Origin of the sequence: Methylocella sp. CPCC 101449 (assembly GCF_031921685.1) — a bacterium.
Taxonomy (GTDB): Bacteria; Pseudomonadota; Alphaproteobacteria; order Rhizobiales; family Beijerinckiaceae; genus Terripilifer.
This window is the reverse complement of the sequence record NZ_JAPDHU010000001.1, coordinates 603703-622534: the sequence shown is the minus strand read 5'-3', so window position 1 is coordinate 622534 and position 18832 is coordinate 603703. Positions and strand designations below refer to the sequence as shown.

Genomic DNA, 18832 nt, shown 5'->3' with positions numbered 1-18832 from the left:
GCGAAAGCGAGGTGCAGGCTTGGCCACGGCATCGTGACAGGTAAAGCCCATCGCATCGTGTTTATGTCGATCACCTCTCGTACAGCGAAGGGTGCTGCATGCAGGCGATGACGGCTTCATCCATCGTCGGCATATGCATCGCAACAAAAGTAAATGCCGCGCATTCGGTTCAATTCGAGGAATTAATTCGCTTGACGGTGAAAGCGAACGGGAGTGCTTTTTCATTCGTCTGATTCAAATATAATCAAGTGAGGCTGACGTGTCCCTCGATGCAGCACCGCCGGTGTCTGTCACGCGCCGGCGTTTTTTGGCGTCAACGGCCGCGATCGCCGTTCTGGCTTCGGCCGGTGGTCGCGTACAAGCCGCGAGCCTGTCCGGCATCCTGCCCTGGCAACCCTATAGCGCCACGCCGCCGACGCCGGTCGTGCCGGGGGGCTGGACCTTCTTCACACCGGCCGAGGCGCGTGCCGTCGAAGCCATCGTCGATCGGCTGATCCCGGCCGATGATGTCAGCGTCGGCGGCAAGGATGCGGGCTGCGCCGTGTTCATCGACCGGCAGCTTTCCGGCTCCTATGGCAGCGCGCAGAACCTCTACATGCAGCCGCCGTTCGCCAACGGCACGCCGTCACAAGGCTTCCAATCACCGCTGTCTCCCATGGGCCGCTATCGGCAGGGGCTCGCCGGGCTCGATGCCTATTGCAAGGCCAATTTCGCGGGCAAGAGCTTCGACGGCCTGAGTCCGGCCGAGCAGGACGATCTCTTGAAGAAGATGGAAGCCAACAGCATCAAGTTCGACAGCGGTGACGCCAAGAGCCTGTTCGAACTGCTGCTGCAGAACACCATGGAAGGCTTCTTCGCCGATCCGATCTATGGCGGCAACAAGGACATGGTGAGCTGGCGCATGATCGGCTTCCCCGGCGCGCGCTACGACTATCGCGACCATATCGACAAACACAATCAACCCTATCCGCTTCCGCCCGTCTCGATCATGGGCAATTCCACCTGGGTAAGGCGCTGATCCATGGCTCGTAAACTGCCCCGCCGCGATGTCGTGATTGTCGGTCTTGGTTGGACCGGCGCGATCTTGGCCCATGAACTGACCGATGCCGGCTATGATGTCGTCGCCATCGAGCGCGGTCCGTGGCGCGATACCGCCACCGATTTCAACGTCGGCTATATGCCCGATGAATTGCGCTATGCGATCCGCCAGGATTTGTTCCTCAAGCCGGCGCAAGAAACCTTCACCTTCCGCAACAACACCTCGCAGACGGCGCTGCCGATCCGCGAATTCGGCTCCTTCCTGCCGGGCAATGGCGTTGGCGGCGCGGGCGTGCATTGGAATGGCCACACCTGGCGTTTCTTTCCCTCCGATTTCAATCTGAAGAGCCATCTCGATCAGCGCTATGGCGCAGGCTTCGTCCATAAGGACCTGCAAGTGCAGGACTGGGGCCTGACCTATGACGAACTGGAGAATTCCTACGATCGGTTCGAATATCTCGCCGGCATTTCCGGCAAAGCCGGCGTTTTGAAAGGCCAGACGCAGGCCGGTGGCAATCCGTTCGAGGGACCGCGCGCACGCGACTATCCGCTGCCGCCGATGAAGATGACCTTGGCGCCGACCATGTTCGCGCAAGCCGCGCAAGGCATCGGCCTGCATCCGTTTCCCACACCGTCGGCCAATCTGTCGGGCGCCTATGTCAATCCGCTCGGCATCGCCATGGGCCAATGCACCTATTGCGGGTTCTGCGAACGCTTCGGCTGTTCCAACTATTCCAAGTCGAGCGCGCAGACCACCGTTCTGCCGCTCTTGATGCGCAAATCGAATTTCGAGGCCCGCACCTTGTGCGAGGTGACGCGCGTCAACATGCATCCGACCGGCAAACATGCCACGGGCGTCACTTACGTGGATGTCAACGGCGAGGAATTCGAACAGCCCGCCGATCTGGTGCTGCTCTGTGCCTATGGTCTGCACAACGTGCGGCTGATGCTCTTGTCGAAGATCGGCCAGGCCTATGATCCCAATACGGGCGAGGGCACGGTCGGCCGTAATTACTGCTATCAGACCAATTCCGGCGTCCAGCTCTTCTTCGACGACAAGATTTTCAATCCGTTCATTGCCGCAGGCTCGCTCGGCCAGACGGTGGACGATTACAACGGCGATGCCTTCGATCACACGGGGAAAGATTTCGTCGGTGGTGCCGGCATCAATTGCATTCCCACCAACGGCCGGCCGATTTCCTATCGCCCGGTGCCGCCCGGCACGCCGCGCTGGGGCTCGGCCTGGAAGAAGGCGACGAAGGACAATTATCTGCGCGCCTTCAGCTTCTCGAGCCAGGGATCGAGTTATGCCATCCGTGGCAACTATCTCGATCTCGATCCGACCTATAAGGATCGTTTCGGCAATCCGCTGATGCGCATGACCTTCGATTTCCCCGACAACGACATTCGCATGTCGAACTGGGTCACCGATCGCATGCAGGAGATCGCCAAAGCGCTGAACCCGCGCCAGTCGGTGGTGTCGCGCCGCACCAAGCCCTACAATATCGTGCCCTATCAGAGCACGCACAACACCGGCGGCGCCATCGTCGGCGCCGATCCCAAGACCAGCCCGCTCAACCGCTATCTGCAAAGCTGGGACGTGCACAATGTCTTCGCCATCGGCGCCTCGGCTTTTCCGCAGAACGCCGGCAAGAACCCGACCGGCACGGTCGGTGCGCTCGCCTATTGGGCGGCTGATGCGATCATCCAGAAATACATGCGCAACCCCGGCCCGCTGGTGCAGGCATGAGAACGGCAGCTCTTCACTTCGCAAGCCTTCTCCTGGCGGGCGTTCTCACCTCGGCGATGGCCCAGGGCGTGCGAGCGGTCGACGAACAGAATTTTCCGCAGATCGAAGCGGGGCGCCGCATCGCCACCGAAGGCGATTGCGCCGGCTGCCATACGCTCGATGAAAAGAAGCCCTTTGCCGGCGGCGTCGTGTTGCAGACACCATTCGGCGCGCTGATCGGCTCCAACATCACGCCCGATCCCGAAACCGGCATCGGCACGTGGAGCTTCGCCGATTTCAAGAATGCCTTGCATACGGGGCGCGGCAAGGACGGCAAGCGGCTCTATCCGGCCATGCCTTATCCGGCCTTCACGAAGATGACCGATCGCGATGTCGCGGCGCTCTGGGTCTATATGCGCAGCGTCAGCCCGATCCGCAATCGCATCGAGTCCAATCAACTGCCGTTCCCGTTCAGCATTCGCCTGTCGCTGCTGGGCTGGAACCTGCTGAATTTCTCGGAAGGGCGTTTCAAGCCCGATCCATCGCGCTCGCCCGAATGGAATCGCGGCGCCTATCTGGTCGAAGGGCCGGGCCATTGCGGCACCTGCCACACGGCGAAGACGACGACGGGCGCTGATGATTCCAGCCAGCCGCTGCGCGGCGGCGTGTTGCAGGGCTGGTACGCGCCCGACATCACCGGCGACAATCGCAAGGGCCTCGGCGGCTGGAGCGATGACGAGATCGTCGCTTATCTGAAGACCGGCGCCAACGGCCGCACGGTGGCGTCAGGCCCGATGATCGAAGTGGTGCAGAAGTCGACGTCCAACATGCCGGAAACCGATCTGCGCGCCATGGCCGCCTATCTCAAACAGGTGCGCGCGCCGGCTTCGTCGGCGACGCCCGTGGCGGCGAATGATCCGGGCATGGTCGCCGGCAAGGCGATCTACAAGGATAGCTGTGCCGCCTGCCATAAGGACGATGGCACGGGCCAGCCGCAGCTGTTCCCGCGTCTGGCTGGCAGCGCCGTCGTGCAATCCGATGATCCAGCTACGCTGCTGCGTGTCGTCATGGCGGGCACGCAGGGCGCTTACACCAAGGGCGCGCCGACGACGCCGGCCATGCCGTCCTTCGCCTGGCGGCTCAACGATCAGCAGGTCGCCGATGTGTTGACCTATGTGCGCAATGCCTGGGGCAATGCGGCAGCCCCCGTCGACAGCACGCGCGCCAAGGACAGCCGCGGCGCGCCGTGAGGCGTTACTGGCTGATACTGACGCCGGTGCGCTCGATCGGGCCTTTCCACTTGTCGACTTCCTCGGCGACGAAGCGCTTGAGGTAGGCGGGCGTCATCCGATCGGGCGAAACGATGACGGCGCCGATCGCCTCGAGCCGCTGGCGCGGCTCGTCCGCCGCCAGCACTTTCGCCGTGGCATCATTGAGCTTCTTGACGATCGGTGCTGGCGTGCCCTTCGGCAGGAAGAGAGCGAACCAGGTGCCGGCCTGGAAGCGTAGGCCACCACCATCAGCGCGCCGATAACGCTGATATGCTCGGTCACCCAATGGAATTCCATGGTCCGCATCGGTTCCTGCATCGTCCAGAACGGATGGGCGATGGGAATGGTCAGGGCGGTGAAGACGGCGAGGGCGCCGGCACCCAGCCACGTCCACTTGTTGAAGATGATCAGCAATGAGCCGACGAGCTGCGTCGCCGCCGTGGCGATGTTGAAGAGCGCCGCCGGCTGCAGGCCGAAATGCGCCATGTCATTCACGCCGCCATTGAAGTCGATGACTTTCGCAAGACCGCTGCCCCAGAACATGAAGGTCAAAACGATGCGAGCGAGATAACCGAACCAGGTGGCCGACAGAAGCGATTGGATGATCGATGGCATGACGCAGGCTCCCCCAAACTGTTGCTGCGGATGCTTGCATCGCATCGCTCCGGCACCTTGGCCAGAGCCGCAGTGACGCAGTACGATACTTTCAACAGATTGTTAGGCGCCTATGCAAAAAAGGGCGCGGTGATCCGCGCCCTTTTCAAGCTGAAGCGAAGTGGTCCTACGGGCAGGGGTGGCGCAAGCCGTCATAGCCCAAGAACGTGCCGCTGACGGCATCGTAGGAGCGATAGCGCTGCATGCAATAGGCCACGCCGCCGCCTCCCGAATAGGCTGGCGCCGCGCCGCCGTAATAGCCGTCATCGTAATAGGGCGCGCCGCCATAATAGCCGCCGTAGTAATAGGGCGCCGCGAGCGCCCCGCCGAGGAGCGCGCCACCGGCGATCCCAAGGCCGATGCCAGGTCCCCAGCCGCGATAATAGCCACCGCGATAGCCCCATCCGCCGCCGCGCCAGCCACCGCCCCAGCCGCCACGGAAACCGCCACCGCGGAAGCCGCCGCGAAACTGCGCTTGAACGACGTTGTTGTCGTTGCCTTGCGCTTTCAGCATGCCGTCGGGCCGCGCCACTTGTGCCGAACCCGGTGTGGCCGCGGCACACAGCAGACCTATGGTCGCGGCCGAAACAAGCAGGAATTTGTTCATAGCCTTATCCTTTTCAGATACCCGCACGCGCAGCGCCGGCCCCAGCCGACGTTTCCAGGGTGAATCCAAACAGGTAATCGCAGCCGTTTCAGGGCAAAGGCTTCATTGGCGCACCGGCAATCGTCCGCACTGAAGGTGGTGCCAAAGTTGCTGCATTGCGAAAATTTGCCTCACGGCAAATGGCTCTGCTGACGACAGGAAGCCTCGACGCTGCCGGTGGGACATGGCAAGTTCGGCGCCAGTTTTTGGGCTGAAATGAGATGTTTAGCTGGTGAAACGCGCTGCGGCTGTGGGCATCTGCGCTTGCGCGCAAGGCTGCTCCTCATGCTGTTCCCGCCGGCTTTTGAAGAAAGGAAAGAAAACATGACGCACAAGATCGATCGGCGCCAGTTCACCGCGGCCGGTGCCTCGCTGGCCTTGTTGGCGGGCGCCGGGCGTGCCGTGGCGCAGCCGCTGCGCAAGGTGCGCTTCGTGACGCCGTTCAACTTCTCCCTGTCCTATGCCTCGGTCTTCCACGCCAAGGTCGCCGGCTTCTTCGAGCAGGAAGGCCTCGATGTGGAGGTCATCAACGGCAAGGGCGCGACGACGGCGGCGCAATTGGTCATCGCCGGCCAGGCCGAGATCGCCCGCACCGGCGGCGCCAATTACATCACCAGCCGGGTCGATGCCGGCGCGCCTTTGATTTCGATCGCCACCATCGCGCAGATTTCGCCCTTCTACATGGTGTCGGCACCCGATGCGCCGTTGAAGGACGCCAAGGACCTTGCGGGCAAGACCATCGGCGTCGCCAGCCTCGGCGGCTCGATGGAAGGCACGCTCAACTTGCTGCTGCGCGGCGGCGGTGTCGATGGCAGCAAGGTCGAGCGCGTGCGCGTGCCGGACGTGGCGGCGAGCTATGGTTTGATCCAGGCCAAGCGCATCGCCGGCTTCATGGCCAGCATTTCCTCGCTGGTGAAGATCAAAGCGGCGATTCCCGAAGTCGTCACCTTCCCGATCGACGACGGCATTCCCGGCCAGGTTTATGTGGCTGCGCCCCAGGCCTATGCCGCCAATCAGGATCTCTACGTCCGCTTCCTGCGCGCCGAACACAAGGCGATCGACGCCATCCTCAAGGCTTCCGATCTCGAACCGATCGTGCGCGGTATCGGCAAGGCGTTCGAAGTGCCCGGCATCGACGACATCAAGACCTCGATCTCCGATCTCAAGCAGAACGCCGAGACCTGGACGGCCAAGGGGCCGCAGAACATTCTGCGCAACGTGCCCGAACAATGGGCCGAAGCGGAAAAGATCATGAACGGCTCCGGCATGCTCAAGGGCAACATTGCGCCGACCGCGCTCTACGACAACACCGCACGCGACAAGGCGGTTGGCTGAATGAGCGCACAGCCTGAATTAGTTGTCGATAATATCGGCAAGACGTTTGAGAGCGCCGCCGGCAGCGTCAAGGCGATCGATCGCATCGACATCAGCGCCAAGGCCGGCGAATTCATCAGCGTGCTCGGGCCGTCGGGCTGCGGCAAGACCACTTTGCTGCGCATGATCGGCGGACTTGAGCGGCCGACGCAAGGCGATGTGTCGATCGCCGGCCATTCGGTATGGAAATCGCGCGGCGGGGAAGCGGTGCGCTCGCTCGCTTTCGCCTTTCAGGATTCGCGGCTGTTTCCCTGGTTCAGCATCGAGGACAATATTGCGTTGCCGCTGCGCCTGCGCGGCGAGCCGAAAGAGAAACGCCTCGCCCGCGCGCGGGAGCTTTGCGCCTTGGTCGGTCTGCAAGGCTTCGAGAAGGCGCAGCCGCGGCAATTGTCCGGTGGCATGCGCCAGCGCGTGTCCTTGGCCCGCGCGCTTGCCATCGATCCGCGTCTGGTTCTCTTGGACGAACCGTTCGGCGCGCTCGACGCCATGACGCGCGATCAGATGAACCTCGAACTGCAACGCATCTGCAAGGCGACCGGAGCTACCGTTCTCTTGATTACCCATTCCATTTCTGAGGCGGTTTTTCTCGGCGACAAGGTCGTCGTGCTGTCGCCGCGCCCGAGCCACGTTCACGCCGTGCATGAGGTCAACCTGCCGCGTCCGCGCACCATCGCCATGCAGGAAACCTCGGAATTCCAGCAATTGGTGCGCGCCATCCGCTCTGACATCGCGGGATATCCGGCATGAAGCGCAACAGCGAAACCATCCTGCGCATCGTCCTGCCGCTCGCCACTCTAGCGCTGTTCTTCGGCGCCTGGTCCTATTACGTGCATGGCGCGACGATCTCGCCCTTCATCCTGCCGCCGCCGGAAAAGATCGGCCGCGCCTTCCTCACCCAGATCGCGGATCCCAGCGTGTGGCGCCACATTCAGGTGACCTTGACGGAAACCCTGGGCGGCTTCTTCTCAGCGTTGATCGCCGGCGTCACGCTGGGCGCGCTGATGGCGAAACTGCCGCCGGTCGAATGGGCCTTCAAGCCGTTCATCATCGCCTTGCAGCTCATCCCGAAAGTGGCGCTGGCGCCGCTGTTCATCCTGTGGTTCGGCTTCGGCCTGGAATCGAAGATCGTCATTTCCGGCGTCCTCGCCTTCTTCCCGATCTTCGCCAACACGCTCGTCGCCATCAAATCGACCGATGCGGGCGACCGCGAGGTCTTCGCCTCGATGCGCGCGACGCCGCTGCAATCCTTCCTGCTGCTCGAACTGCCCTCGGCCTTGCCGGTGATTCTCACCGGCGCCGAGGTCGCCATCGTGCTCGCCATCATCGGCGCCATCGTCGGCGAATTCATCGGCGGCAATGCGGGCCTCGGCTATCTCGCCGTGGTGCGCCTGCAGGAATTGCAGGTCGATCAGCTCTTCGGTGTGATCCTGATCCTGGCGCTCATCGGTCTCTTGCTCTACGGCGCCGTCGCGGTCCTGCGCCGCATCCTGGTGCCCTGGCACCAGTCGGCGGCGACGCAGATGTGAGGCAAAGGACGGCGCTTCCTAGCGCCGTCCGCTCGAAACTGGATAGAGTTCCGCTACTTCGCCGACAGGAAGAACGAGTGTGATTTCGCTCCTGTCAGATACCCTGTGTGTGGTGTAGCGGCCATAGACGAAGACGATGCGGAAATTGCAGGCACGAGAAGTGCTCTTGCTCAGGGTGTCGCAGCGGTCCTCGACCCATTGCCGTCCTTCAGCGTTTGCCACCCGACTGACATCGATCCTGGTGCCGCCACCGATGCAGCGATAGTCGTTCCTGTCGGCATAGAAACAGGACATTGTCGTCTCGATCCGCTGCCCGTCCCACTTGCTGGTTTGCGCAGCGAGGTCACGCGCGAGGAGTTTCTTCGCAGGGCCTGTCAGATCGGGCATGGCCTGCTCCGATTTCTTTTGTGGTTCCGGAGGCGGGGATTGGGCCACGACCTGCTCGAAGCCGGGCTGATTCGTATCGCCGAAATTGCAAATCAGGCGATTGGTCTTGGGAAGCCAGTGGATGCCGGTGGATGGCAGACCAAGATCCTGTTTGAAAACTTCGGGCACCATGGCGCATAGGCTTTTGCGCCCTTTTTCGGTGGCGGCATCTTCGGCAAAGGTCCTGCCGGCGCCCGTATCACCGAAGGCGATCTGAACTTGTAATCCCTTGGGTGCCCCATCGCGCGAGGCGCACATCTTCATGTCGCCAATTTGCGTGCCTTCTAGGGTCCGGCAAAAGGCGCTTTCGCCTTGGGCAAGCGCGCTAGAAGGCAGCCATCCCGCGCTCAAGACGAACGCAAGGCTTCCAACCAAACATCTGTTCATTCATTTCCACTCCCAGCCGAGGCAAGGCTAGCGTGGAACCGGCAGGCTCTCAATAGGCCGGCCGGGTGGAAAGGTTTGCTTGGCCCGTAGCTTAACCAATTGACGAAAGGCCGGCAGCGCGCTTAACTAATGGCGCTGCCGGCCGTGTCTCACGGCGCGGCTTGGTTGACCGTCCCGGGGCCCTCAAGTGCCTCCTGGCGCTGCCTTAAGACCCCACGGCCACCAAACGTGGGGTTTTTTGTTTCAAGACTCAGTTCGCAACCAGCTCCCATGTCACCGACATGGCCGCTTCCGTTTCGACTTCGCCCGGCTCAAGCGGGATTGGTGTTTCCTCGGCGCCGCCGGCATCGGCCTTCATGCGCATGGCGGCGGGGGCGGCGGCGTAATGCGGTCCACCGTCCGCCGGCTGCATCATCATGATGCGGCCGAGCTTGAGGCCCATGGCGTTCGCATAGGCTTCCGCCTCAGTGCGCGCCACCTTGGCCGCTTCAGCGCCCAGAGCGATGCGCCGCGCCTTCGGATTGGCCAGTTCGAAATTGACGCCGTTGAAGATGTTGGCGCCGTTCTGTAGGGCGCGCCGCGCCACATCGCCAGCCTTTGCCACGTCGCGCACGCGTACCGAAAAGCTCTGCATGGCCATGAAGCCGCGCTGCTTGCGGATCATATTGCCGTTGGGCGCGCGCTCCTGATCGAAGATCGGCGCCACCTGCGACTGCTGCGTCTTGATGTCGGCATCGGTGACGCCCTGGCCGCGCAGATCGCTCAGAAAACTCTTCGACGCCTTCGAGGCTTCGTCGGCGGCTTCCTTGGCCGTCGGCTTCTCGACGCGGATGCCGAGATAAATGGTCGCCTGGTCCGGCTTGTCGGTGGCGCGCGCGGTGCCGGTGGTGGTGATCTGCGGAAGGCTGTCCTTGGTCAAGGTCATCTGTTGCGCCGAGGCTCCTGTGGCGATGGCCGCCCAGCTCGCGAAAGCGAGGGCGGCGATGGAAAACGGTTTCAGCTTCATCGAAATTCCTTTCATCAAACCAGGCTCCTATGCCGCAGGCACGTGGCGGCTCCATGGCAGGCCCATGGCAGGACGCGGATGAACGGGGAATGAGTGGATCGTCAGCCCTCCTGTTGCTCTTGTTCGCGTCATGATGCCGCAATTTGCTGGCGCCGACATCCCAAATCGCGCGTGCTAAGAGGGATGAAGGGGTACTGACGGTGAGACTGAAGTCCATAGGTAAATGGTGTGGAGCGCTGGCCAGCGCCGCCGGTGCCTATGCGCTCGTCCTCAATCTGTTTCTGTTTGGTGTTCTGTCGGCGCCGCGCGCCCAGGATGCCTTCGCCGACAGCTATGTCCTCTGTCTCACCTCGCCGGACGGGCAGCATGCGCCCGATGGCAAGACGGGCGAGGTTCATTGCCCGATCTGTATCGCGCGCGGCATGGCCGTCGGCCTGCCGCCGGTGGTTGCGGCGCTCAGCACCCGTCTTGGCATCGGCCATGCGATGGACTTGCCCGTCGCATTCGGCGATCCCGCGACGCAACTCGTTCTCGCTGCACAGCCGCGTGGCCCGCCGGCTCTGAGCTGAATCCGCGCGCTTATCGCGCTCGTCCTTCCTTCAGCTTCGGAGTTTTCCATGTTGCCCGTTTCACAGCGGTCACGCAGCCTTTGGCTCGCGTCCGCCGCCATTCTCATGCCGTTCGCGGCCTTCGCTCAATCGAGCCCTGAATCCCTGCCTTCCGTCACTGTCGATGCGCCGCATCGCGCCCGGCCCGTGCAGCGCACCGCGCGCCCTGCCACGCCGCAACGCGCGCCACGCGTGGCACGCGGTCAGCGCCAGCGCGCGGCGCCTGTCGTGGCTACGCCTGTTGCACCGGGGCGTCCGACCATCGGCCCGTCCGACGAAGCCCGTTCGCTCACCGCGCCCGGCACCGCCCAGGCGCAGCGCGAGGCGGCGCAAGCGCCCGGCAGCGTCGTCGTCATTCCCGCCGAAAGCTATCGCAGCTCGACGCCCTCCAACACGATCAAGGATGTCCTCGACTATGTGCCTGGCGTCTTCGCCCAGCCGAAATGGGGCGACGACACGCGTCTGTCGATCCGCGGCTCCAGCCTGTCGCGCAATTTCCACCTGCGCGGCGTGCAGCTTTATATGGACGGCATTCCCATCAACACATCGGATGGCTATGGCGATTTCCAGGAGATCGATCCCACGGCCTATCGCCATGTCGAAGTGTTCAAGGGCGCCAATGCGCTGCGTTACGGCGCCAATTCGCTGGGCGGCGCCATCAATTTCGTCACCGCCACCGGCCGCGACGAGAGGCCGAATGGCATCAGCATCGACGGCGGCAGTTTCGGTTTCCGCCGGCTCCAGTTCAATCTCGGCGGCACGCAAGGCAATTGGGACGGCTATTTCACTGGCTCCGCCCAAGGCGCTGACGGCTTCCGCGATCACAGCCAGGGCTCGTCGTTTCGCGGCAGCGGCAATATCGGCTACCGCTTCTCGGACGATGTCGAGACGCGCTTCTATTTCAACGCCAATACGGTGCGCCAGCGCATTCCAGGTTCGGTGACGCGCGCGGCGGCCCTGACCATTCCCGAAACGGCGGCGCTGAACAACATCACCGGCGATCAGCAGCGCAATATCGACACCCTACGACTCGCCAATAAGACGACCTTACGCTTCGACAAGACGGTGGTCGAATTCGGCGCCTTCTATGTCAATCGCCATTTGATGCATCCGATCTTTCAATATCTCGACTATCGCTACAATGATTACGGCGGCTTCGTGCGTGCCACCGACGATCGGGTGATCGGCGGCTTCCGCAATCGCTTCGTCGCCGGCGTCAATCTGCACAATGGCGCGATCGACAATCAGCAATTCGCCAATCTCTCCGGCAATAAGGGTGCGCTGCTGTCGTCGTCGCTCGATCGGGCGCAAAACACCACGCTCTATGCGGAGAACAGTTTTTACGTTCTGCCGACGGTGGCGATCGTCGCCGGCACGCAATTCGTCCGCGCCACGCGCAGCCGGCAGGATCGTTTCCTCAGCGACGGCAATCAGTCGGGCTCCACTAATTTCAATTTGTGGAGCCCGAAGGCCGGCCTGTTGTGGAACGTGACGCCGGCCTGGCAGGTCTTCGCCAATGTCTCGCGCAGCGCCGAAGTGCCGAGTTTCGGCGAAAGCTCCAGCTTCCCGGCGCCCGTCATTCCCTGGACGAGCATCCGGCCGCAGCGCGCCACCACCTATGAGATCGGCACGCGCGGCCGTACGCCCGATTTCACCTGGGATCTCGCCGCCTATCGCGCCGACATCCGCAACGAGCTGCTGTGTCTCTACAGCGCCTTCGGCAATTGCAACGTCACCAATGCCAATGGCACGTATCATCAGGGCATCGAGGCGGCGCTCGGCGCGACCTTGCTGAAGAACATCCTGACCCTGTCGGACACACCCGACCGGCTCTGGCTCAACCTCGCCTACACGTTCAACGATTTCCGCTTCCGCAACGATCCGCTCTACGGCAACAATCAACTGCCGGGCGCGCCGCGCCACTATTTGCGCGCCGAACTGCTCTACAAACATCCGAGCGGGCTCTACGTCGGCCCGAATGTCGAATGGGTGCCGCAGGCCTATTTCGTCGACAGCGCCAATACGCTGAAGACCCAGGCCTATGGGCTGATCGGCTTGAAGGCGGGCTATGACAACGGCGGCAACTGGTCGGCCTATGTCGAGGCGCGCAATCTCGGCAACGTCAAATATATCGCCAGCGCCAGCATCATCGACAAGGCGACGGCGGCTTCGCCTTTGTTTGAGCCAGGCACCGGCCGGGCGATTTATGCCGGGCTGAAATATCGCTGGTAACCATCTGGCCGCAGCTATCACCGATGTGTTTCGGGACTGGCTGCGGCCTGCTCAGCTCATGCTATTGGGCTACTCATCCAGGGTGACACCTGCTAACGTGGTCGTCAGTTGGCGGGGATGGTTCTGGACACGATCATATGCAAGTCAGGCTCTCGCAATCCGGCCCCGCATCCGTTCGCGCCGTTCGCCGCAAAGCGCTGCTTGTCGGGGTGGCGATCCTGGCCTGCGCCGGCGTGGCGCCGGCTCAAGCGGAAACCATTTCCAGCGCCCTAACGCGCGCCTATGGCAACAATCCGGACCTGAACCAGCAACGCGCCGCGACCCGCGCCGTCGATGAAAACGTGCCGAAGGCGACGGCGGGCTATCGCCCTACTATCACCGGGCAGGCGCAGGCCGGCGTGCAATATCTCGGCACCAATGCGACGAGCACCGGCACCGGCGCCGTGATCCAGACACATACGACGCCGGGCATGTTCGGCGTCACCGTTTCGCAGAACATCTGGAACGGCAATCGCACCATCAATGGCGTGCGGCAGGCCGATTCCCAGGTTCTGGGCTCGCGCGAACAATTGCGCCAGAGCGAACAATTGCTGCTCGCCAATGCCGCCGCCGCTTACATGAACGTGCTGCGCGATACGGCGACGCTCAATCTCAACAACAACAATGTCGAAGTGCTGGCCGAACAATTGCGGCTGACGGAAGGCCGCTTCCGCATCGGCGAATTGACGCGCACCGACGTTGCGCAGGCCCAAGCCGCGCTCGAACAGGGGCGCGCCAGCGCCATCGTCGCACAAGCCACCCTGGCGGCTTCGCTCGCTGCCTATCGGCAATATATCGGCGTCGAAGCGAAAAGCCTCGATCCGGCGCGCCCGCTCGATCGCCTGGTGCCGCGCTCGCTCACTGATGCCATCAATCGTGCGCAGGCCGAGCACCCGCTGATTCAGGCGGCCCTGCACAATGTCGATATCACGGCCCTGTCGGTGAAGATCAACGAAGGCGCGCTGATGCCTTCGGTCGATGCCAGCGCCAATGTCAGCCGCTCCTTTGAGCAGCAGGGCCTTGTCGGCATGCATGCGACGACCGCATCCGTCGCCGGCACGTTAACCGTGCCGTTCTACGACGGTGGCCTCACCTATTCTTCGATCCGCCAGTCGAAGGAATTGCTCGCCCAGGCGCGCCTCCAGGCCGATCTGCAACGCGATCAGGTGCGCGCCCAGGTGGTTTCGGCTTGGGGCCAATGGGATGCTTCGGCCCGTGTCATCCAATCGACCCAGGCGGCGGTGCGCGCCGCCGAGATCGCCTTGAACGGCGTGCGGGAAGAAGCCAAGGTCGGCCAGCGCACGACGATCGAAGTGTTGAACCAGCAGCAGGCGCTGCTGCAATCGCGCGTCAATCTGATCTCGGCGCAGCGCGACCGCGTCGTCAATTCCTACGCTCTGTTGTCGGCCGTCGGCCAGCTCTCGGCCCGCTCGCTCGGCCTGCGCGTCAGCTCCTATGATCCGGGCGTGCACTACGACCAGGTGAAGGGCAAATGGTTCGGCACCGGCATCCCCGACGGGCGGTGAGCGGTCTCGCCATCCACAGTTTCCGCACGAATGGTCTTAAGTCGACATTCCCTCTCTCCTGAGCCGCTGCTAGGGCTTCGGAGATTGGGGGGATCGGATGATTATTCATGTAGTTAAGGCAACGCTCGTCGTTGCGTTCGCGACGCTTTTGGCGGGGTGCCAGACGGCTCTCGTCGATCAGTTTGGTCCGCTGTCGGTGCGCAGCGTTTCCGTATCGGCCAAGCCGACGGTGCAAAGCGCCACCGACATCAAGTCGGTCGTTGCCAAGGCGGCTACCGCGACGATCGTCAAGGATATGCCGAACGGACGACCGGCGAGCGTGCACATCACCGTCAACGGCGTGAACTATAAAAATGCCGTCATGTCGCTGCTGGTCGGCAGCGCCAACATTTTGGGCACGACGGTGTCCGTGACGGACAGGAGCGGCAGTGTCATCGCCGAATTTCCGCTCAACGAGCAGGCCGATTACATTTTCAACGGTGTCATCGGCGCGGCCATCGCCGCCACGCAGGACCTGGCCGACGTCGATCGCAAGCTGAGCGAGGGATATGCGAAATCGCTCGCAAAGCGCATCTATGGCGATCAGGCGGAGCAATTGCCAAGCGCTGCGCCGGCGCCAACCGTCTCGCCGTCGGACGAAACCGCCGAGCGCAAGCCGGCGAGACGGCGCAAGGTCCCCGTGTCGTAACCGGATCGGGCCGACAGACTGAGCTTCAGTCCTTCGGCTTCCACTTTGGCTCAAACGCCTTCGGCCCCGCTTGCACCACCTGCGCCAGGATGGCGCCGAAGCGCTGCGCGGCGGACGTTGGCTGCGATCCCTCGGGATGAATGAGCCCGATGGGCGAGGGCGCGATCTCGCGCCAGGGCACGAGCAGCGTGTCGGGCGACAGGGCCGCCGTCGCCGTCATCGCATCGGCGATGGTGAGGCCGGCGCCGCGGCTCGCCAGTTCGCAGGCGGCGCGCACGGTCTGGGTTTCGACCATGATGTTGAGGCGCAGGCCTTGCGCCGCGAAATGCGCATCGAGCATCTGCCGCAGCGGCGTGTTGCGCACCAGCGCGATGAACGGTCGTTGGCAAATCTCGGCCGCCGAAATGGTTTTCTTGCGCGCCAGCGGATCGGTGCGCGGCATGAACAGGCTCATCGGCACGTGGCCGATTTCCTCGACGCGCACGCCAGGCCCGTCGAACGGCAGCACCGCGACGCCGATATCATAGTTGCGATAGGAGACGATGGCGCCCATGGCATTGCGCGATACGATCTCCAGCGCGAAGCGCAGATCGGGCTGCTCGCGCCGCAGATGGGCGATGGCCAGCGGCACGATGGAATAGGCGGCATGCGACAGCGCCAGGATACGCAATTCGTCGGACGCTTCGCGGCGCAGATCGTCCGCTACCTGATCGACGCGATCGAGCCCGTCGAGCGCGCTGCACACTTCCTCGTAGAATTTCAGGGCACGTTCGGTCGGGACGACGCGGCGGCCCTTGCGCGTGAACAGGGGAAAGCCGATCTCGGCTTCGAGCTCCGCAATCGACCGGCTGATCTGCGGCTGCGCGCGGCGCAGGGCAGTGGCGGCGCTGGTGACGGCGCCGGTTTCCATGACGGCGCGAAAGGCGCGCAGATGGCTGGGAGAAGTCATATATCAAATATGGTATGTGAAGATGCAAATTTCGTATTTTTCGTATGAGTGAGCAAGTCTTAAATGTGCAGCCCTCGAAAAGAGGGGAGGGCACATGTCTTTTGGGATGAAATCCGCGCTTCTGGCGGCGGTCGTGGGGCTCGGCAGCCCGGCTGCGGCACAAGGCACCTATCCGTCGCGGCCGATCACCCTTGTGGTCGCCTATCCGGCCGGCGGTGGTGCCGACATCACCGCGCGGGTCGGCACGCCGTTTCTCGAAAAATATTTCGGCCAGTCCATCGTCGTTGAAAATGTCGGCGGCGCCAGCGGCGCGATCGGCGCCATGAAGGTCGCGACATCAGCGCCCGACGGCTACACGCTGCTGTTCGGCACCACCAATGAAATGATCGTCACGCCCTTGGTCAATCCGGCAACACGATATCGCGTCGCCGATTTCGAACCGGTGGCGCTCATCGCGCGATCGACGGCGGTGCTGTTCGGCCGCAATGGCCTGCCGGCGAATACGCTCGACGAGCTAATCGAATATGGCCGCGCCAATCCGGATGGATTGTCGCTCGCCCATCCTGGCGTCGGCACGTTTCAATATCTCGCCGCCGTTCTCTCGATGCAGAAGGCCGGCCTGAAAGTGCGCTATGTCGCTTATCGCGGTGCCGGCCCCATCTTGCAGGACATCGGCGCCGGCCATGTCGATCTCGCCGTGGCGGTGCTTGCCTCCGTCGATCAGCAATTGTCGACCGGACAGATGAAAGCCTTCGGCATGCTGCGCGCCGAGCGCGATCCACAGCGCCCGGACGTGCCGACGGTGAACGAGAGCAAATATCTGAAAGGCATCGACGCCTCCTTCTGGACGGCCTTGTTCGCGCCGAAAGGCACGCCCAAGGAGATCGTCGACAAGTTGAATGCGGCGGTCGCCGCCGTGAATGCCGATCCGGCAACCTTGGAACTGCGCAAGACCTCGCTGGAAGTGCCGTCGCCACCATCGACGCCGCAAGCCTTCGGGCAGTTCCTCAAGCAGGAGACGGACAGTCTCGCTGCCGTCGTTGCCGCCGCCAATAGCGCGACGGAGACGCCGCGTTGATTAAGGCTCCCGTGCGACCCGCCATGCCCGATGCGTTTCATTGGCTGGTCGAGATGAACAAGGCCTCGGCGGTGATGCTCGTCGAGCGCGGCCTGTTGCCGCCGGCGCTCGGCCGCACGATTGCCGAGGCGATTGCTGCGGTCGCGGCGCGCGGCGAAGCGGGCGGGGAGCGCCCCGGCGATTATCTCGAGTTCGAAAAGGCGATGGTCGCCCGCGCGGGTCGCGATGTCTCGCGCGTCCATATCGGCCGCAGCCGGCAGGATCTCGGCGCCACCTTGCAGCGGCTGGCCTTGCGGCGCGACTATCTGCATGTCTTCGAGCGTCTGATCGAAACACGCGCCGCGCTGCTCGATCTGGCGGCCCGGCATCCTAAGGATGTGATCCCGGCCTATACCTGGGGCGTGCAGGCGCAGCCGCTCACTCTGGGCCATTATCTGCTGGGCTTCCTGAGCGCCTTCGCGCGTCTCGCCGAGCGCATGCGCGAGGCTTATCCGCGTATCAACCGTTCGCCCTTCGGCACCGCCGCCATGGGCACGTCGAGTTTCGACATCGACCGCATGCGCCTGGCGGAGTTGTTGGGTTTCGATGGTCTCATCGAAAATTCTTTCGATGCCGGCCAGATCGCCCCCATCGATCTCGGCGCCGAGCTGGCGGGGCTTGCCACCTCCTGCGGCCTGACCATCGGCGCTCTCGTCGCCGATCTCACCGCGCAATATGCGCAGGCGCGCCCCTGGCTGCTGCTGGCGTCGGGCGCGCAGACCGGCGGCAGCAGCATCATGCCGCAGAAGCGCAATCCTTTAGGTCTCACCTTTCTGCGCGGCCGCGCCAGCCGGCTGATCGGTTCGGCGCAAGCCTTTGCCCTCGTCGCCCACAATGTCGCGACCGGCATGGGCGACTACAAACCCTTCATCGATCCCGAACAGGGCAACCAGCCCCAGGCCACGGTCGAACGGATGGCGCTGGTGCTCGACAGTCTGGCCGAGGTGGTGCGCGCGCTGCACTTCGATCCGGTGCGGGCGAAGCAGGAGGTCGAGAGCGAATTCTCGACCATGACCGAACTCGCCGACGTGCTGCAACGTGACGGCGACATTCCCTTCCGCATCGGCCACCATTTCGCGGCGCGCCTCGTCGAGCACCTGCGCGCGCAGGAGCAGCGTTCAAGCGACATGGCTTTCGCGGAAGCCCAGCGCATCTGGCGCGAGGTGGCGGACGAGCTGGATTTCTCCGTCCGTGCGCTGCCGCTGTCGGAAGCCATGTTCCGCCGCGCGCTCGATGCCGACAACATGGTGCAATCGAGCAGGGGCCTCGGCGGCCCGCAGGCGGCTGAGGTGGAGAGAATGTTGACGGCCGCGCGGGCGGCGCTCGATGCGGATCGGCAATGGCAAAAAGCGCATGTCGAGAATCTGGCGCGTGCTCAAAAGGTCCTCGATCAGAATTTTGAGCGCCTTCTGGCCCGCTCTGCCGATTAGGCAGGCCGGCGAATGGGGCCGACCGCATCTTTGCGATGGATCAATGAACGCAGCAGCGATCCGGTGCGAAGCTGAAATCTGCGGCTCCTATCCCGCCGCAGCAAAACGTCCCACCGGACGTTTCCTCCCTTGACTGGCCCGTCCTTGGCTCCCCTGCCAAGACGGGCCTTTTTAATGACGGGCCTT

General features: G+C 63.2%; 17 protein-coding genes and 1 pseudogene. 12 read left to right on the top strand and 6 right to left on the bottom strand.

Going from position 1 to position 18832, the window contains the following annotated elements:
- The first annotated feature begins 259 nt into the window (after positions 1 to 259).
- Genes OIM99_RS02805 through OIM99_RS02795 form a run of 3 tightly spaced genes read left to right on the top strand, consistent with a single transcriptional unit; the run spans position 260 to position 4017 of the window.
- Positions 260 to 1018 carry a gluconate 2-dehydrogenase subunit 3 family protein gene (locus OIM99_RS02805; protein WP_311848790.1) on the top strand — a complete coding sequence of 253 codons (759 nt, stop codon included), beginning with the start codon at positions 260 to 262 and terminating at the stop codon, positions 1016 to 1018.
- Positions 1019 to 1021: 3 nt separating this feature from the next.
- Positions 1022 to 2788 carry a GMC family oxidoreductase gene (locus OIM99_RS02800; protein ID WP_311848789.1) on the top strand — a complete coding sequence of 589 codons (1767 nt, stop codon included), beginning with the start codon at positions 1022 to 1024 and terminating at the stop codon, positions 2786 to 2788.
- Positions 2785 to 4017 carry a cytochrome c gene (locus OIM99_RS02795; RefSeq protein ID WP_311848788.1) on the top strand — a complete coding sequence of 411 codons (1233 nt, stop codon included), beginning with the start codon at positions 2785 to 2787 and terminating at the stop codon, positions 4015 to 4017. The genes OIM99_RS02800 and OIM99_RS02795 overlap by 4 nt, the downstream gene beginning before the upstream one ends.
- 4 nt (positions 4018 to 4021) lie before the next feature.
- Here OIM99_RS02795 and OIM99_RS02790 read toward each other — a convergent pair whose 3' ends face one another.
- The 3 genes and pseudogenes from OIM99_RS02790 to OIM99_RS02780 all read right to left on the bottom strand — a co-directional run bounded on the left by OIM99_RS02790 (position 4022) and on the right by OIM99_RS02780 (position 5299).
- Entirely contained in the window at positions 4022 to 4426 is a 405-nt protein-coding gene (locus OIM99_RS02790) for a tripartite tricarboxylate transporter substrate-binding protein (RefSeq protein WP_311850334.1), read from the bottom strand.
- Positions 4381 to 4653: pseudogene (locus tag OIM99_RS02785) on the bottom strand (DoxX family protein); the annotation flags it as partial. The gene OIM99_RS02790 and the pseudogene OIM99_RS02785, both read right to left, overlap by 46 nt.
- Positions 4654 to 4819: 166 nt before the next feature.
- On the bottom strand, positions 4820 to 5299 hold the full coding sequence (locus tag OIM99_RS02780) for a BA14K family protein (RefSeq protein WP_311848787.1): 480 nt from the start codon (positions 5297 to 5299) through the stop codon (positions 4820 to 4822).
- Between the two features lie 363 nt (positions 5300 to 5662).
- Here OIM99_RS02780 and OIM99_RS02775 point away from each other — a divergent pair, with 363 nt between their 5' ends.
- The 3 genes from OIM99_RS02775 to OIM99_RS02765 are packed head-to-tail and all read left to right on the top strand — an operon-like array spanning position 5663 to position 8238.
- Complete coding sequence (locus tag OIM99_RS02775; protein ID WP_311848786.1) at positions 5663 to 6673, top strand: ABC transporter substrate-binding protein; 1011 nt, start codon at positions 5663 to 5665, stop codon at positions 6671 to 6673.
- Entirely contained in the window at positions 6674 to 7459 is a 786-nt protein-coding gene (locus OIM99_RS02770) for an ABC transporter ATP-binding protein (RefSeq protein ID WP_311848785.1), read from the top strand.
- Positions 7456 to 8238 carry an ABC transporter permease gene (locus OIM99_RS02765; protein ID WP_311848784.1) on the top strand — a complete coding sequence of 261 codons (783 nt, stop codon included), beginning with the start codon at positions 7456 to 7458 and terminating at the stop codon, positions 8236 to 8238. Before OIM99_RS02770 ends, OIM99_RS02765 begins: the two co-directional genes overlap by 4 nt.
- 18 nt (positions 8239 to 8256) lie before the next feature.
- Here OIM99_RS02765 and OIM99_RS02760 read toward each other — a convergent pair whose 3' ends face one another.
- Positions 8257 to 9051 (bottom strand): hypothetical protein, encoded by a 795-nt coding sequence (locus OIM99_RS02760; protein ID WP_311848783.1) that lies wholly within the window; start codon positions 9049 to 9051, stop codon positions 8257 to 8259.
- Between the two features lie 250 nt (positions 9052 to 9301).
- Positions 9302 to 10072 (bottom strand): SIMPL domain-containing protein, encoded by a 771-nt coding sequence (locus tag OIM99_RS02755; RefSeq protein WP_311848782.1) that lies wholly within the window; start codon positions 10070 to 10072, stop codon positions 9302 to 9304.
- Between the two features lie 185 nt (positions 10073 to 10257).
- On the opposite strand from OIM99_RS02755, the gene OIM99_RS02750 reads away from it, so the two are divergent.
- The 4 genes from OIM99_RS02750 (at position 10258) to OIM99_RS02735 (ending at position 15150) form a co-directional block, all read left to right on the top strand.
- The gene (locus tag OIM99_RS02750; RefSeq protein ID WP_311848781.1) at positions 10258 to 10626 is read left to right on the top strand and encodes a hypothetical protein; all 369 of its coding nucleotides are present in this window, start codon (positions 10258 to 10260) and stop codon (positions 10624 to 10626) included.
- A gap of 48 nt (positions 10627 to 10674) precedes the next feature.
- Entirely contained in the window at positions 10675 to 12897 is a 2223-nt protein-coding gene (locus OIM99_RS02745; protein ID WP_311848780.1) for a TonB-dependent receptor domain-containing protein, read from the top strand.
- A gap of 137 nt (positions 12898 to 13034) precedes the next feature.
- On the top strand, positions 13035 to 14462 hold the full coding sequence (locus tag OIM99_RS02740) for a TolC family outer membrane protein (protein ID WP_311848779.1): 1428 nt from the start codon (positions 13035 to 13037) through the stop codon (positions 14460 to 14462).
- A 97-nt stretch (positions 14463 to 14559) separates the two neighbouring features.
- Complete coding sequence (locus OIM99_RS02735; RefSeq protein ID WP_311848778.1) at positions 14560 to 15150, top strand: hypothetical protein; 591 nt, start codon at positions 14560 to 14562, stop codon at positions 15148 to 15150.
- Positions 15151 to 15175: 25 nt separating this feature from the next.
- Here the strand turns inward: OIM99_RS02735 and OIM99_RS02730 are convergent, their stop codons facing one another.
- A complete protein-coding gene (locus OIM99_RS02730; protein ID WP_311848777.1) occupies positions 15176 to 16099 on the bottom strand; it encodes a LysR substrate-binding domain-containing protein in 924 nt (307 codons plus the stop codon).
- 94 nt (positions 16100 to 16193) lie between these two features.
- Between OIM99_RS02730 and OIM99_RS02725 the strand changes: the two genes are divergently transcribed.
- Together OIM99_RS02725 and OIM99_RS02720 are read left to right on the top strand one after the other, a co-directional pair.
- Positions 16194 to 17177, top strand: coding sequence for a tripartite tricarboxylate transporter substrate binding protein (locus tag OIM99_RS02725; protein ID WP_311848776.1), 984 nt, complete (start codon positions 16194 to 16196; stop codon positions 17175 to 17177).
- Positions 17174 to 18646, top strand: a complete 1473-nt coding sequence (locus tag OIM99_RS02720; RefSeq protein ID WP_311848775.1) for a lyase family protein — start codon at positions 17174 to 17176, stop codon at positions 18644 to 18646. The genes OIM99_RS02725 and OIM99_RS02720 overlap by 4 nt, the downstream gene beginning before the upstream one ends.
- The last annotated feature ends 186 nt before the right edge of the window (positions 18647 to 18832 follow it).

Excerpts from the sequence above, each read along its gene's own strand:
- OIM99_RS02800 (WP_311848789.1), top strand. The coding sequence starts at position 1,022 with ATGGCTCGTAAACTGCCCCGCCGCGATGTCGTGATTGTCGGTCTTGGT.
- OIM99_RS02795 (WP_311848788.1), top strand. The coding sequence starts at position 2,785 with ATGAGAACGGCAGCTCTTCACTTCGCAAGCCTTCTCCTGGCGGGCGTT.
- OIM99_RS02780 (WP_311848787.1), bottom strand. The coding sequence starts at position 5,299 with ATGAACAAATTCCTGCTTGTTTCGGCCGCGACCATAGGTCTGCTGTGT.
- OIM99_RS02775 (WP_311848786.1), top strand. The coding sequence starts at position 5,663 with ATGACGCACAAGATCGATCGGCGCCAGTTCACCGCGGCCGGTGCCTCG.
- OIM99_RS02770 (WP_311848785.1), top strand. The coding sequence starts at position 6,674 with ATGAGCGCACAGCCTGAATTAGTTGTCGATAATATCGGCAAGACGTTT.
- OIM99_RS02765 (WP_311848784.1), top strand. The coding sequence starts at position 7,456 with ATGAAGCGCAACAGCGAAACCATCCTGCGCATCGTCCTGCCGCTCGCC.
- OIM99_RS02760 (WP_311848783.1), bottom strand. The coding sequence starts at position 9,051 with ATGAACAGATGTTTGGTTGGAAGCCTTGCGTTCGTCTTGAGCGCGGGA.
- OIM99_RS02755 (WP_311848782.1), bottom strand. The coding sequence starts at position 10,072 with ATGAAAGGAATTTCGATGAAGCTGAAACCGTTTTCCATCGCCGCCCTC.
- OIM99_RS02745 (WP_311848780.1), top strand. The coding sequence starts at position 10,675 with ATGTTGCCCGTTTCACAGCGGTCACGCAGCCTTTGGCTCGCGTCCGCC.
- OIM99_RS02740 (WP_311848779.1), top strand. The coding sequence starts at position 13,035 with ATGCAAGTCAGGCTCTCGCAATCCGGCCCCGCATCCGTTCGCGCCGTT.
- OIM99_RS02735 (WP_311848778.1), top strand. The coding sequence starts at position 14,560 with ATGATTATTCATGTAGTTAAGGCAACGCTCGTCGTTGCGTTCGCGACG.
- OIM99_RS02730 (WP_311848777.1), bottom strand. The coding sequence starts at position 16,099 with ATGACTTCTCCCAGCCATCTGCGCGCCTTTCGCGCCGTCATGGAAACC.
- OIM99_RS02725 (WP_311848776.1), top strand. The coding sequence starts at position 16,194 with ATGTCTTTTGGGATGAAATCCGCGCTTCTGGCGGCGGTCGTGGGGCTC.